The following is a 14,574-nucleotide window of genomic DNA, read 5'->3' on the forward strand; positions in this document are numbered from 1 at the left end:
ATGCCGTTCGTGCAAAAGAATCAACGTTCGGGAACGCCGGCCTGCCCTTCGTCCGGCCGCGCCTGGGCATGCTTTTCCAGGATCGCCCGTCGGCTGCCGTCGCGCTCCATCGATGCCAGCGCCTCGTTCATGCGTGCCACCAGGGCATCGGGCACGGCGTGGTTGCAGGCGAGGTAGAGGCTGGTGCGATTGAACGTGAGGACGGGCACGATTTTGCCCGTATAGCCCAGGCGCTTCACGGTCCCGGTGGCGCGCTGGATGCTGGTGGCCCACAGGTCGACGCGGTTCAGCATCAGCTTGCGCGGATTGGCCAGGTCGTCCGTCACCGGGTCGACGTCGAAGCCGCGTGCGTGCAGGTACTGGTCGCGCACGTCGCCGTGGTAGGTGCCGATGCGCAGGCCGCGCGCGTCGTCCAAGCTGCGCAGCTGCATGCCGCGGTCGGCGCGCGCCATCAGCACCCAGTCGATCTGGCTGATCGGGCCAACCCACTTGAACTGCCGTTCGCGCTCCGGAATGCGGCTGGTCGGGTAGACGCAGGCATCGGCCCGTTCCAGCGCCGTGTTATAGGCGCGCTTCCACGGCAGCGGATCGAGGGAATGGACGATGCCCGCGCGCGCCATCACGGCGCGGACGGTGTCGGTGGCGGCGCCGGCCGGTGGCCGGGGCGCCTGCCCGCCATATGCCGAGCGCGCCTCCGTGGTCAGGTATAGGCGCGGTGGCTGGGCCTGCGCCTGCAGGCAGGTCGCGGCCAGGTACGCAGCAAGAATCGTCGATCGCATGTACGGCCCCCTTGTCGTCGGGCCTGCTATGGATGAGCTGGCTTATGGGCAGCATACCAGCAAGACCGGGGCGGCGACAGTGGCCTGCGCCGCGCGGACGCGATCATGCAAACAGGCCTCGCGCGTGCGCCGGCGAAGAAAATCGTGTTCTTGTTAGTGTTTTTTTCATTTCCGGCTTCCTCATCGGTTCAGTTTTATCGACCCGACAGTTCACATTTCCGGGCACGTCCATACGCCGAATCTGAGTACTGTATGACCCCGACTTGACAATTGCCGCTCCGCGACGGCATAACCGCCTGGAAACGTTTTGATGATATTGGTGGTATGCACGCGACAATTTCGGGTAACGATGGGATTGTTGGCGGTGCACAACAAGACTTTCCACCACGAAAGTGACATACTTGCGCGTTGGTGTCTTGCCGATGGGATTACTGATTTTTCCGATTTAATATGCCGCTCCTGTTCACTTTGCCCGCCGATCCTTCGCTGCTCAGCTATGGTCTGTATACGCCGACGCTGGTCGCGCTGTCGGTACTGGTCGCCATTTTCGCGTCCTGGATGGGATTGCTGGTCGCCGGCCAGGCCGTCGCCAACCGTGGCCAGCGCTGGATCGTGCTCGGCACCGGCAGCCTGGCGCTCGGTACCGGCGTGTGGGCCATGCACTTCATCGGCATGCTCGCCTTCGACCTGTGCACGGACGTCGACTACGACCCCGCCATCACGATCCTGTCGGGCGTGCCCAGCATCGCCGCCTCGTTCGTCGCGCTGAACATGATCGCCCGCGAACGCCTGGGAGCGTGGAGCATGCTGCTCGGCGGGACGCTGGTCGGCGCCGGCATCGGCGCCATGCACTATGCCGGCATGGAAGGCATGCGCATGGACCTGGAACTACGCTGCGACCCGCTGATGTTCGGCCTGTCGATCGTGGTGGCCGTGGTGCTGGCGACGCTGGCGCTGTGGGTACGCTTCGGGCTGTCGAACGTGCGCTGGCTGGGCCACCATGCGCGACTGCTGCTGGCGGGCACCGTGATGGGCTGCGCGATCGCCGGCATGCACTACACGGGCATGGCCGCGGCGCGCTTCATCGGCCATCCGGCGGCGGCCGATCCGCAGAGCGGCGGCAGCACCTTCCTGGCGCTGGTGATCACGATGATCACCGTGGTCTTCACGATGATCGTGCTGGGCGCGAACGGCCTGCTGCGCTACCGCCAGCTGTTCCGCGATCTGTCGCGCAGCGAGGCGTGGATGCGCGCCCTGCTCACCACCACGGTGGACGGCGTCATCACGATCCAGCGCAATGGCACCATCGTCGAGTTCAATGCCTCGGCCGAACGCATCTACGGCTGGAGGCGCGACGAGATCATCGGCCAGAGCGTCCGCCTGCTGATCTCGAACGAGGAATTGTCCGAGCGCGGCGGCCTGCTGCGCGTGCTGGCCACCGGCGAGATCGCGGGCACGGCCGGCGCGGCCGACGTCACCGGCCGCCGCAAGGACGGCAGCACCGTGCCGCTGCGCCGCGCCATCGGCCACACGCAGCTGGACGGCGAGGAGCTGTTCGTCTGCTTCATCACCGACATCAGCGAGCGGCGCGCGATGGAGCAGGCGCTGAGCGCCAGCGAGCAGCAGTTCCGTTCCCTGATCGGCAATATTCCCGGCATTTCCTACCGCAGCCTGGTCGAAGGCGAACAGCCGATGGTGTTCATCAGCGACGCCGTCGAACGCGTCACCGGCTATCCCTGCGCCGACTTCCTGGGCGCCGCGCCGAAGCGCAACTTCGGCACGCTGATCCACGCGGCCGACCGCGTGCGGGTGTCCGAGACCATCGCCCAGGCGCTGCACGACGAGCGTCCCTACCTGGTCGAGTACCGCCTGCTGCATGCCGACGGCAGCATCCGCTGGCTGTGGGAAAACGGCACCGGCGTGCGCAACGATGCCGGCGAGCTGGAATGGCTGGACGGCGTCATCCTCGACATCACGGAGCGCCGCGAGATGGAAGAGGCGCTGCGCGACGCCAAGGAAAAGGCCGAGCAGGCCGCCGCCGCGCGCGCCAGCTTCGTGGCCAACATGAGCCACGAGATCCGCACGCCGATGAATTCCATCCTGGGCTTCACCGACGTGCTGCTGGACGGCGACCTGAATGCCGACCAGCGGCGCCACCTGGACACGATCCGCAGCGCCGGCCGCGCCCTGCTGCGCCTGCTCAACGAGATCCTCGACACGGCCAAGCTCGAGAAGGGCGCCGTCGAACTCGAACAGAACGACTACAACCTGCTGTCGCTGATCGACGAGCTGTCCTCGACGCTGGCGGCGAACGCGCGCGCCAAGGGCCTGCACGTCGACATCCAGTACGATCCGGCCCTGCCGACCTGCCTGCGCGGCGACGAGCTGCGCGTGCGCCAGGTGCTCACCAACCTGCTCGACAACGCGATCAAGTTCACCGAGCGCGGCAGCGTCACGATGCGCGCCGGGCTGCAGGGCGAGCAGATGCACGTGACGGTCAGCGATACCGGCATCGGCATCGCGCCGGACCGCCTGGCCGCGATCTTCGAACCGTTTACCCAGGCCGATGCCTCGATGACGCGCCGCTTCGGCGGCACGGGCCTGGGCACCACCATCTGCAAGCAGCTGGTGGAACTGATGGGCGGCACCATCTGGGCCGAGAGCACGCCGGGCCAGGGCACCACCTTCCACGTGCTGCTGCCGCTGGTGCTGGCCCGCTTCGCGCCGCAGCAGCCGCGCGTGCGCACCGCCGCCGCCCTGCCGCCCCTGAACGTGCTGGTGGCCGACGACGTGCCGCAGAACCTGGAATTGCTGCAGCTGCTGATGGCGCGCCGCGGCCACACCATGACGGCCGTCGGCGACGGCGCCGCGGTGGTCGACCTGGCCGCGCGCGAGCACTACGACGTGATCCTGATGGACTTCCAGATGCCGACCATCGACGGCCTCTCGGCCACGCGCCTGATCCGCGAGCAGGAGCAGGCCACCGGGCGCAAGCGCGTGCCGATCATCGCCATGACCGCCAGCGTGCTGGACGAGCATCGCCGCGCCAGCGTCGCCGCCGGCATGGACGGCTTTGCCACCAAGCCGGTCGACTGGTTCACGCTGTCGCACGAGATCGCGCGCGTGCTGGGCCTCGGTCCGGGCCAGCTGGCGGCGGAGATGCCGGCGCAGGAACGCCAGCTGTGGAACCGCCACGCCGGCCTGCGCCGCTGGAGCGACAAGGAAGATGCCTACCGCGAGGGGCTGGCCCTGTTCGAGGTCCAGCATGCGGGCCTGGCCGCGGCGCTGGCGGCCCAAGCGACTGCCGCCGACTACCGCGCGCTGCGCATGCTGGCGCACAAGGTGCGCGGCGTGGCCGCCAACCTCGGCCTGGAGCAGCTGGCCGCATCGCTGGGCGCCATCGAAGGCCTGGTGGACGGCGACAGCGGCCGCCTGTTCCCCGGCGCCGAGGACACGCTGCGCGACGCCCTCGCGGCCCTGGCGCCGCTGCTGGCCAGTACGCTGGCGGCCATCCGCGCGGCCCAGCCCGCGTCCGGCCAGGCCGCCCAGGCACCGCTCCAGGCGTCACCCCGGCGTCCCGCCGTCGACCTCGCGCGCGCGCGCCAGGCCGGCGAGACCCTGCGCAAGGCGCTGCGCCGCGGCGCCCTCGACGACACCGCGCTGGCCACGCTGGCCGCCGCGCTGACCGGCCATGCGCTGGCCATCCGCGTGGCGCAAGTCCACGCCGCCCTGTCCGATTTCGACTTTGAACTGGCCCTGCAGCAGCTCGACGCGGCGCTCGGCGCCATCGACGACATGCCCCAGGAGATCCCGTCATGAGCAACGTCCACCAGCCGCTGATCCTCGCGGTCGACGACGAGGCCAGCAACCTGCAGCTGCTGCGCCAGATCCTGCAGGACCACTACCGCCTGCGCTTCGCCAAGGACGGCCAGCGCGCCCTCGAGCTGGTGCGCGAGGAGCGCCCGAACCTGATCCTGCTGGACGTCATGATGCCCGGCATGAGCGGCTACGAAGTCTGCGCCGCCCTCAAGGCCGATCCGGAACTGGCTTCGATCCCCGTGATCTTCGTGACCGCCCTCACCGAGACCGACGACGAGCTGGAAGGCTTCGAGGCCGGCGCCGTCGACTACATCACCAAGCCGGTCAGCCCGCCGATCGTGCGCGCGCGCGTGCGCACCCACCTGTCGCTGGTGCGCATGGAAGAGCTGCGCGCCTCGCGCCTGGAAATCGTCCAGCGCCTGGGCCTGGCGGCCGAATACAAGGACAACGAGACCGGCCTGCACGTGATCCGCATGAGCCACTTCTCGCGCATCCTGGGCCTGGCGGCTGGCATGACGGAAGCCGAGGCCGACGACCTGCTGCATGCCGCGCCGATGCACGACGTGGGCAAGATCGGCATCCCCGACTCGATCCTGCAGAAACCGGGCCCGCTCGATCCGGACGAGTGGAAGATCATGCAGAGCCATGCCACCATCGGCGCCGAGATCATCGGCGAGCACGAACGGGGCGTGCTGGCGCTGGCGCGCCAGATCGCCCTCACCCACCACGAGAAATGGGACGGCAGCGGTTACCCGAACGGCCTGGCCGGCGAACGCATCCCGCTCGTCGGGCGCATCTGCGCGATCGCCGACGTGTTCGACGCGCTGACCTCGGTGCGGCCGTACAAGAAGGCGTGGACGGAAGAGGAAGCGGTGGACTTCATGGTGCGCCAGAAGGGCAAGCATTTCGACCCGGCGCTGGTGGACCTGTTCATCACGCAGCTGCCGGCCATCCGCGCGATCCGCCAGCGCTGGGCCGAGGAAGTGGCGCCCGAGCCGGAGCTGGCGGCAGCCTAGATGCATGGTGGGCATATGATGCCCACCCTACGATAGCGCGCTTGCCGATGATCCGACGCAGGGTGGGCACCATGTGCCCACCGCACACTCACCCCAGACGCGGCGTGGCGGACAACTTGACGGCCGAGCGGCGCGCCACCAGTTCCTCGTACAGGTCCGCATAGCTCTGCGCCATCTGCGCCGACGTGAACAGGCGCCAGTAGCGCTCTTCCGCGCGGCGTCCCATCGCGGCCGCCATCTCCGGATTGTCCCACAGCGTCTTCATCGCGGCGCGCAGCGCCACGTGGTCCGAAGGCGGCACCACCAAACCCGTCTCGCCGTGCACGTTGATATAGGTGGTGCCGGTGCCGATCTCGCTCGAGATCATCGGCTTGCCGTACATCGCCCCTTCCAGCAGCGAGATGCCGAAGGCTTCCGAGCGCAGGTGCGAGGGGAAGGCGGCGGCGTAGCTGAGCTTGAGCAGCGCCGCCTTGTCCAGGTCGTCGACGGCGCCGACGAACATCACGTTCTTCAGGCCCAGGCGCTGCGCATGGGCCTTGAGCTCGTCCTCGATCGGGCCGGCGCCCACGATCACGACCGGGTAGTCGGTGCCGGCGACGGCGTCCAGCAGGATGTGCAGGCCCTTGTAGTAGCGCAGCACCCCGACGAACAGGAAGAATTTCGGGCCCACGCGCGCGCGCCATGCGTCCAGGCGCGCCTGGTCGGGCTCCGGATAGCTTTCCTTGTCCAGGCCGAAGGTGATCACGCGGGTCTTGTCGCGGTAGCGGTCCAGCACGGCGGACGAGGCCAGGTAGTTCGGCGAGGTCGCGACGATGGTGTCGACGTCGGCCAGGAAGCGGTGCTTCAGCGGCTGGTACAGGCGCAGCAGCGCCTTCTGGCGCACGATGTCGGAGTGGTAGGTGACCACCGTCGGCTTGTCGACGCGCGCCATGAAGTGGGCCAGGTCCATGAACGGCCACGGGAAGTGGTAGTGCACGACGTCCGCCGCGCGCGCCATGCGCGCCAGCATGCCGATCGACTGCACCGACACGGCGTTCGACGCCACCTCGAAGTTCAGCGGCGCGCGGTGCACCTCGTGGCCTTCGAAGGCGAACGGCGTCAGGTCGGCATCGCGCGACAGCGACAGCACCTGGTTCGTCACGCCCAGCCGCCCGGTCCCCACGCACATCTGGCGGATGACCTGTTCCACGCCGCCGACGGAATCGGGGAAATAGGTCTTGTAGAAGTGGAGGACGCGCATGGGCTTGGACATCGTGACTCGGTACGGCGGGTTGGCGATCAGAGGAGCGAGCGGTAGACGGCGGCCGTCATGCGGGCCGTCGCGTCCCAGGTCAGCTGGGCGGCGCGGGCGCGCCCGGCCGTGATGCAGCGCGCGCGCAGCAGCGGCTCGCGCGCCAGGGCCAGCATGGCGTCGGCGATGGCGCCGCTGTCGAGCGGATCGACTTCGAGCGCGGCGCCCTGCGATACCTCGGGCAGCGAGGTCGTGTTCGCGGCCACCACCGGCACGCCGGACGCGAACGCTTCCACGACGGGGATGCCGAAGCCTTCGTACAGCGAGGCGAACACGAACACGCCGGCGCCGGCATAGATGTGGCGCAGCGCGCCGTTGTCGGTGAGCTTGTTCAGCCACACGACATTGGCGCCATCCTGCCTGGCCGCGGCGATGCGCCGCAATACGTCCTCGGAGCGGGCGCCGGCATGGCCGACGATGACGAGCTGGCGCTCGGCGCGCACGGCCGCGGGCAGCGCCAGGTAGGCGTCCAGCAGGCGCCCCACGTTCTTGCGCGGCTGCAGCGTGCCGACGAACAGGAAGTAGCCGGGGCGCAGGCCGTTGGCGGCCAGCGTGGCGGCCACGTCGCCGGCGGCGGGCGGGTCGAACCAATCGTCGTCGACGCCGCACGGCACCACGGTGATGCGGCGCTCGTCCACGCCGAAGCATTCGACCAGTTCGTCGATCGCGTAGTGCGACAGCGCGATCACGCGGTCGGCCTTTTGCGCGGCCTTGCGCTGCAGCCAGTTCTTCACGCTCCGCAGGCGCGGATTGCACCATTCGGGATGCTTGATCGGCAGCGCGTCGTGCAGGCTCGCCACCACGGGGCAATCCATGCGCACGACGCGGTAGTCGGTCACGTGGAACACGTCGACCGGCATGTGCACGCGGTGCGCGGCGGGCGTGACGAGGTCCAGCAGCGAGGCGCGCTCGAACGATTGCGGCATGGCCTGCCCCACCGTCAGCGGCGCCGTGCCGCGCGGCCAGGAATACGTGGAGATGGCGCAGCCGGCCTGCGGCAGGTGGCGCAGCAATGCCTGGGTGTAGACGCCGATGCCGTCCAGGTGGCCGCCCGTCAGGACCGGCTCGACCATGGTCGTGCCGATGCCCACGCGCAGCGGCGCCGTGGCCGCGGCCGGCGTGCTCATGGTCGAATCGAGGATGGCCGCCATCGCATCAAGCCTGGTACATCCAGCGCAGCGTCTCGGCCAGCGGCGGCGGTGCGATGGGGCCGATCTTGCCGGCCAGCTTGGCGTTGCTGCCGGTAAGGGTCAGGACGTCGTTGGCGCGCACGAAGGCCGGGTTGACGTGCACTTCGATGCGGTAGCCGGCGATGTCGCTCATCATGTCGATCAGGCTCTCGAGCGAGGTCGAGCGGCCCGAGCAGACATTGAAGGCCTCGCCGGCTGGCGCCGCGGCCAGCAGGCGGCGGTAGCAATTGGCGACCATGCGCACGTCGGAGAAGTCGCGCGCGATGGCCAGGTTGCCCAGCTCGATGTGGCGCGCGCCCTTGCGGAAGTGCGACACGATCTTGGGCAGCAGGAAGTTCTCGCCCTGCCCCACGCCCGTGTAGTTGAACGGGCGCGCGATCACGATCGGCAGCTTGTCCATCCACAGGCGCGCCATGTATTCCATGGCCAGCTTGCTGACCGCGTAGTCGTTGGCCGGCGACGGCGGTATGCTTTCGTCGATCACGTCGACGTCGGCATTGCCATAGATATTGGCTGACGAGGCCAGCAGCACGCAGGACGGCTTGTGCGTGGCCTTCGACAGCGTTTCCAGCAGGTTGCGGGTGCCGGTCACGTTGACCCGGTAGATCTGGTCGGTGTCGGTATGGGCCACGAAGGCGATGGCGGCCAGGTGGGCCACCACGTCGGGGCGCACTTCCTCGATCACGGCGGCGAGGCCGGCGCGGTCGAGGAGGTCGACGGTGAAGATGTTCGGGCCGGGCGCATGGCCCGGCAGGACGGTGCCGTAGACCTGGTAACCGGCCGCGGTCAGTTCCTGCGCCATGTAATGGCCGGTGAAGCCACGCAGGCCCGTGATCAGGGCCCGCTTGCCTTCGCCTTCGCGCGGGCTTGCCGCGCGGGCGAGGTCTTCCGTGACCGTGCCACTCATGTCAGAACGAGAATCCCTGTTCGTTGCGGCGCAGGTCGGCATCGACCATCATCTGGCACAGCTGTTCGAGCGTGGTCTGCGGCTTCCAGCCCAGCTCGCGCTGCGCCTTCGACGCGTCGCCGATCAGCAGGTCGACTTCGGCCGGACGGTAGAACTTCGGCGAGATGCGCACCAGCAGCTTGCCGGTACGGGCGCAATGGCCGGTTTCCTGCTCGCCCTGGCCCTTGAACTCGATGTCCATGCCCGCACCCTTGAACGCCATGGTGACGAAGTCGCGCACGGTCTCCGTGCGGTTGGTCGCCAGCACGTAGGTGTCCGGCTTGTCAGCCTGCAGGATGCGCCACATGCCCTCCACGTATTCCTTGGCGAAGCCCCAGTCGCGCTTGGCGTCCAGGTTGCCCAGCTCCAGCACGTCGAGCTTGTTCAGCACGATCTTGGCGACGGAGTCCGTGATCTTGCGGGTGACGAACTCGCGGCCGCGCAGCGGCGACTCGTGGTTGAACAGGATGCCCGAGCTGCCGAAGATGTCGTAGGACTCGCGGTAGTTAACGGTCATCCAGTGCGCATACAGCTTGGCCACGCCGTACGGGCTGCGCGGGTAGAACGGCGTTTCCTCGACCTGTGGCACGGCCTGCACCTTGCCGAACATTTCCGAGGTCGACGCCTGGTAGAAGCGCGCCTTCGGATGCACGATGCGGATGGCCTCGAGGAGGTTGACGGCGCCGATGCCGGTGATCGAGGCGGTCGTCACGGGCTGCTCGAACGACACGCCGACGAAGCTCTGGGCGGCCAGGTTGTACACCTCGTCCGGGCGGGTGGTTTCGACCAGGCGGATGCTCGACGACAGGTCGGTCAGGTCGTATTCGACCAGCGACAGGTTCGGGTGCTGGTCGATGCCCAGTTCGGCGATGCGCCAGAAGTTGACCGAGCTGGAACGGCGGAAGGTACCGGTGACGTGGTAACCCTTTTCCAGGAGCAGTTGCGCGAGGTAGGCGCCATCCTGGCCGGTGATGCCGGTGATCAGGGCTTTTTTCGTTGCTTGCATGTTCTTGGTGATTCCAGTGATGGTCTGAGGTGGGCCTCCGCAACGGCGCCGGAGCGGGTCGGGAGGGAACGGACCAGATAAATTTTCGACAACCTCGCATTGTACCAGAGCGCGGCGCCAAACCGTTGCACGGGAGAAAGCGTGCGGAATTTATAATGCTTACTCGTCTATTATCGCCCGAAACCGTCAAACGACAGCGCTGCATTACGCACTGTTACGACTCGCTCAAGCTTTATTACATGTTCGCGACATGCGTGGAACTTTTGTGGCCTCACGCAAAAGGGGCCCCGCAAGGCCCCTTCCCGCGCATCCGCGTCGATCCGTCAGCGTTGCGAGACGGCGTCCACCACGCACAGCGCCGTCATGTTGACGATGCGGCGCACCGTCGCCGACGGGGTCAGGATGTGCACCGGACGCGCGCAGCCCAGCAGCACGGGGCCGATGGCGATGCCGTTGCCGGCCGCCGTCTTGACGAGGTTGTAGGCGATGTTGGCCGACTCGATGTTCGGCATGACGACCAGGTTGGCATCGTTCTTGAGCGTCGATTGCGGCATGATCTTGTTGCGGATCTTCGAATCGAGCGCCGCGTCGCCGTGCATCTCGCCGTCGATTTCCAGCCCCGGGGCCTTCTGCTGCACCAGCGCCAGCGTGGCGCGCATCTTGCGGGCCGATTCGCTGTTCGAGGTGCCGAAGTTCGAGTGCGACAGCAGCGCCACGCGCGGGGTGATGCCGAAGCGCTCCAGCTCTTCCGCGGCCATGATGGTGATGTCGGCCAGTTCTTCCGCCGTCGGGTTCTCGTTGACGTGGGTGTCGACCATCGCCAGCTGGCGTTCCTGCGTGATGATGAAGTTCATCGCCGCGTAGACGTTGGCGCCGGCGCGCTTGCCCAGCACCTGGTCGATGTACTCCAGATGCATCTGGGTGGTGCCGTAGGTGCCGCAGATCATGCCGTCGGCGTCGCCCTTGTGGATCATCATCGCGCCGATCAGCGTGTGGCGGCGGCGCATGGCCAGCTTGGCCAGGTCTTCGGTGATGCCCTTGCGCATGACCATCTGGTAGTAGGTGTGCCAGTAGTCGCGGTAGCGCTCGTCGAAGTCCGGGTTGATCACGTCGAAGTGCTGGCCCAGCTTCAGGCGCAGGCCGAACTTCTCGATGCGCTGCTGAAGCACGGCCGGGCGGCCCACCAGGATCGGGCGCGCCAGGCGCTCGTCGACCACCACCTGCACGGCGCGCAGCACGCGCTCTTCCTCGCCCTCGGCGTAGACGATGCGCTTGAGTTCCGGCGGCGCGTCCTTGGCGACCTGGAACAGCGGCTTCATGAAGCTGCCGCTGCGGTACACGAACTGCTGCAGGCTCTCGGCGTAGGCGGCCAGGTCGGCGATCGGACGGGTGGCGACGCCGCCGTCCATCGCGGCCTTGGCCACGGCCGGCGCGATATGGGTCAGCAGGCGCGGATCGAACGGCATCGGGATCAGGTATTCCGGGCCGAACGACAGGTTCGAGATGCCGTAGGCCGAGGCGACGATGTCGGACTGCTCGGCATGGGCCAGGTCGGCGATCGCGTGCACGACGGCGATTTCCATCTCGCGCGTGATCGTGGTCGCGCCGCAGTCCAGCGCGCCACGGAACATGTACGGGAAGCACAGCACGTTGTTGACCTGGTTCGGGTAGTCCGAACGGCCGGTCGCGATGATGACGTCGCCGCGCACGGCCTTGGCGTCTTCCGGCAGGATTTCCGGGTTCGGGTTGGCCAGCGCCAGGATCAGCGGGTTGGCGGCCATGGCCGAGACCATCTCCGGCTTCAGCACGCCGCCGGCCGACAGGCCCAGGAAGATGTCGGCGCCCGGGATCACCTCGGCCAGCGTGCGGTGCGGCGTGTCCTGCGCGAAGCGCTCCTTGTCCGGGTCCATCAGTTCGGTGCGGCCCTTGTAGACCACGCCGGCCAGGTCGGTGACGAAGATGTTCTCGATCGGGAAGCCGAGGTCGACGATCAGGTCCAGGCAGGCCAGCGCCGCGGCGCCCGCGCCCGACACGACCAATTTGCAGTTCTTGAGGTCTTTGCCGACAACTTTCAAGCCATTGAGGATGGCGGCGCCGACGATGATCGCGGTGCCGTGCTGGTCGTCGTGGAAGACGGGGATCTTCATGCGCTCGCGCAGCTTGCGCTCGATGTAGAAGCACTCCGGCGCCTTGATGTCTTCCAGGTTGACGCCGCCGAAGGTCGGCTCGAGCGCGGCGATCACGTCGATCAGCTTGTCGGGATCGGTCTCGGCGATCTCGATGTCGAACACGTCGATGCCCGCGAATTTCTTGAACAGGACGCCCTTGCCTTCCATGACCGGCTTGGAAGCCAGCGGGCCGATATTGCCCAGGCCGAGCACGGCGGTGCCGTTGGAGATGACGGCGACCAGGTTGCCGCGCGCCGTGTACTTGAAGGAAGCAGCGGGATCCTTGACGATTTCTTCGCACGGTGCCGCCACGCCGGGCGAGTAGGCCAGGGCCAGGTCGCGCTGGTTCAGCACCGACTTGGTCGGGGTGACGCTGATCTTGCCGGGGGTGGGATACTGATGGTATTCGAGCGCTGCAGCACGCAGTTGTTGGCGGAGTTCTTCTTTTTTGTCGATTGACGATTCCATGCTTTGCTGCCTTCCTGAACTGACAAGAGGCTTACGATTCTAGCAGAGTGACACGTCCGGCAAACTAGGTATTTTTACCGACGGCAGCATTAATCGCCTCCACGAATGGAAGAGCAGAACGCCATAAACAACGTGAATTGGCCGGGACGCTCCACACGCCCGGCCATCCTCCTGCATATCCCCGCAGGTTTGCGTGCCTATACGCTCAATCGATCATGCAGGCGCTTTCGGGAAGTCGACCGCCGTGTCGTTGATGCGGTTGACCAGGTTCGTGAACGTGATGCTGGAGATCGCATAGATCGTGTCCACCACCTGCGCATCCGTATAGCCGGCGGCCTTGACGGCGTCGACCACGGGTTGCGGCACGGTGCCGGTGGTGCCGACCACGGTGCGCACGAAGGTCGACAGCGCATCCAGCTTGGCGTCGCCGGTGGCGGTGCCGCGGCGCGCCGCCAGGATCGCTTCCGGCGACAGGCCGGCCATCTTGCCCATCAGCGTGTGGGCGGCCAGGCAGTAGTCGCAACCGGCGACTTCGCTGACGGCCAGCTTGACGACTTCGATCTCCTGTTTCGACAGGCTCGTGTTGACGAGCGCGGCGTCGAAGTTCAGCAGGGCCTCGAGGGCGACCGGGCTGTTGCTGCCGATGGCGTCGTAGGCGTTGGGCACTTTGCCCAGTTTCGATTTGATGGCGGCGAACAGTTCGGCGGTACGGCCGGTGGCGTTGGCGCCCTGGGTGGACAAGCGGCTCATGGTCTTTCCTTTCAGTGTTGTTGTCGGTATCAAATGCCGTCTGGCATGGAAAGAAGTCTAGGCCGAATGGGATGGACAATGAATGCCGGTTTGCTGCGATAATTTGTCCATTCGTCTCATCCCTACGCCGTCTTTCGAACCCTATGGACACACTCAGCCGCCTGCTTTCCCTGTTCACCGTCACGACCTCGCTCGACACGCGCTGCGAACTGGCGTCGCCCTGGGTGCTGGACGAACCGGCCGTCACCACGCCCGGCACCGCGCCGTTCCACGTGGTGGTCGAGGGCAGCGCCCTGCTGGATACGGCGGCACTGGGGGAAATCGCGCTGCAGGCCGGCGACATCGTCGTCTTCCCCGGCGGCGGCGCGCACCGCCTGCACGCGGGGCCCGTGCAGCAGGCCACGCCGGTCGCGAAGCTGGCGTCCGATGGCCCGCTGCAGCGCAAGGCCAACGAGGGCGACGGTCCCGCCACCGGCATCCTGTGCGGCAGCTTCGTGTTCGACGACAGCGCCCGCCGCGCCATGCTGGGCGCCCTGCCCGAGGTCATGATCGTGCATGCCAGCCGCGAGGCGGACTTTCCCGGCCTGCACGCGCTGGTGCGCCTGCTGCAGCAGGAGACGGCGGATACCCGCCCCGGCAGCGGCGTCGTCGTGACCCAGCTCTCGGGCGCCCTGTTCGCCCTGCTGATGCGCGCCTGGCTGGCCCAGAACGCGACACGCCCCGGCCTGTTCGCCGTGCTGGCCGACCGGCGCCTGGGCAATGCGATGCAGAAGATGCTGGAGTCGCCCGAGCTTCCGTGGACCGTGGCCGACCTGGCGGCCGCCTGCTTCATGTCGCGCGCCACCTTCGCGCGCCTGTTCGCCCAGTTGTCCGGCATGACGCCGGCCGACGTGCTGACCCAGCTGCGCATGGCGCGGGCAGCGACCGCACTGGCGCGCGGCGAACGGGCCGTGGGCGACGTCGCGCTGGCCGTCGGCTACCAGTCGGAGGCCGCGTTCAACCGCGTGTTCAAGCGCCACTACGGCATGGGTCCGGGCGGCTACCGCCGGGCCCAGCGCGGCGCGGCGCAGCAGGAACAGGCGGAACAGGCAGAGGAGGCCGCCTGACGGCATGCGCCGGCGTCGACTGTTGTAAAAGGCAG

Annotated in this window: 10 protein-coding genes; 3 read left to right on the forward strand and 7 right to left on the reverse strand. The window is 67.4% G+C overall.

What is annotated here, in order from left to right; translation table 11 throughout:
- Positions 1-20: 20 nt before the first annotated feature.
- Complete coding sequence (locus ACI1V7_RS21565; protein WP_404533903.1) at positions 21-779, reverse strand: substrate-binding periplasmic protein; 759 nt, start codon at positions 777-779, stop codon at positions 21-23.
- Between the two features lie 450 nt (positions 780-1,229).
- Here ACI1V7_RS21565 and ACI1V7_RS21570 point away from each other — a divergent pair, with 450 nt between their 5' ends.
- The gene (locus ACI1V7_RS21570; RefSeq protein WP_404533904.1) at positions 1,230-4,598 is read left to right on the forward strand and encodes an MHYT domain-containing protein; all 3,369 of its coding nucleotides are present in this window, start codon (positions 1,230-1,232) and stop codon (positions 4,596-4,598) included.
- Positions 4,595-5,614 (forward strand): response regulator, encoded by a 1,020-nt coding sequence (locus ACI1V7_RS21575; protein ID WP_404533905.1) that lies wholly within the window; start codon positions 4,595-4,597, stop codon positions 5,612-5,614. The genes ACI1V7_RS21570 and ACI1V7_RS21575 overlap by 4 nt, the downstream gene beginning before the upstream one ends.
- 88 nt (positions 5,615-5,702) lie before the next feature.
- On the opposite strand, the gene ACI1V7_RS21580 is transcribed toward ACI1V7_RS21575, so the two are convergent.
- From ACI1V7_RS21580 to ACI1V7_RS21605, 6 genes are all read right to left on the reverse strand, one after another.
- A complete protein-coding gene (locus tag ACI1V7_RS21580; protein ID WP_404534175.1) occupies positions 5,703-6,854 on the reverse strand; it encodes a glycosyltransferase family 4 protein in 1,152 nt (383 codons plus the stop codon).
- Positions 6,855-6,892: 38 nt separating this feature from the next.
- Positions 6,893-8,056, reverse strand: a complete 1,164-nt coding sequence (locus ACI1V7_RS21585) for a glycosyltransferase family 4 protein (RefSeq protein WP_404533906.1) — start codon at positions 8,054-8,056, stop codon at positions 6,893-6,895.
- Positions 8,057-8,060: 4 nt separating this feature from the next.
- Complete coding sequence (locus ACI1V7_RS21590) at positions 8,061-9,002, reverse strand: GDP-mannose 4,6-dehydratase (RefSeq protein WP_404533907.1); 942 nt, start codon at positions 9,000-9,002, stop codon at positions 8,061-8,063.
- Between the two features lies 1 nt (position 9,003).
- A complete protein-coding gene (gene gmd, locus ACI1V7_RS21595; RefSeq protein WP_404533908.1) occupies positions 9,004-10,047 on the reverse strand; it encodes a GDP-mannose 4,6-dehydratase in 1,044 nt (347 codons plus the stop codon).
- Between the two features lie 323 nt (positions 10,048-10,370).
- Positions 10,371-12,683 carry an NADP-dependent malic enzyme gene (locus ACI1V7_RS21600; RefSeq protein WP_404533909.1) on the reverse strand — a complete coding sequence of 771 codons (2,313 nt, stop codon included), beginning with the start codon at positions 12,681-12,683 and terminating at the stop codon, positions 10,371-10,373.
- 213 nt (positions 12,684-12,896) lie between these two features.
- Entirely contained in the window at positions 12,897-13,433 is a 537-nt protein-coding gene (locus tag ACI1V7_RS21605) for a carboxymuconolactone decarboxylase family protein (RefSeq protein WP_404533910.1), read from the reverse strand.
- A 143-nt stretch (positions 13,434-13,576) separates the two neighbouring features.
- Here ACI1V7_RS21605 and ACI1V7_RS21610 point away from each other — a divergent pair, with 143 nt between their 5' ends.
- Positions 13,577-14,539, forward strand: coding sequence for an AraC family transcriptional regulator (locus ACI1V7_RS21610; RefSeq protein WP_404533911.1), 963 nt, complete (start codon positions 13,577-13,579; stop codon positions 14,537-14,539).
- Positions 14,540-14,574 lie beyond the last annotated feature (35 nt).

Origin of the sequence: Massilia paldalensis, from assembly GCF_044901715.1 — a bacterium.
In the GTDB taxonomy this organism is placed as follows: domain Bacteria; phylum Pseudomonadota; class Gammaproteobacteria; order Burkholderiales; family Burkholderiaceae_D; genus Telluria; species Telluria paldalensis.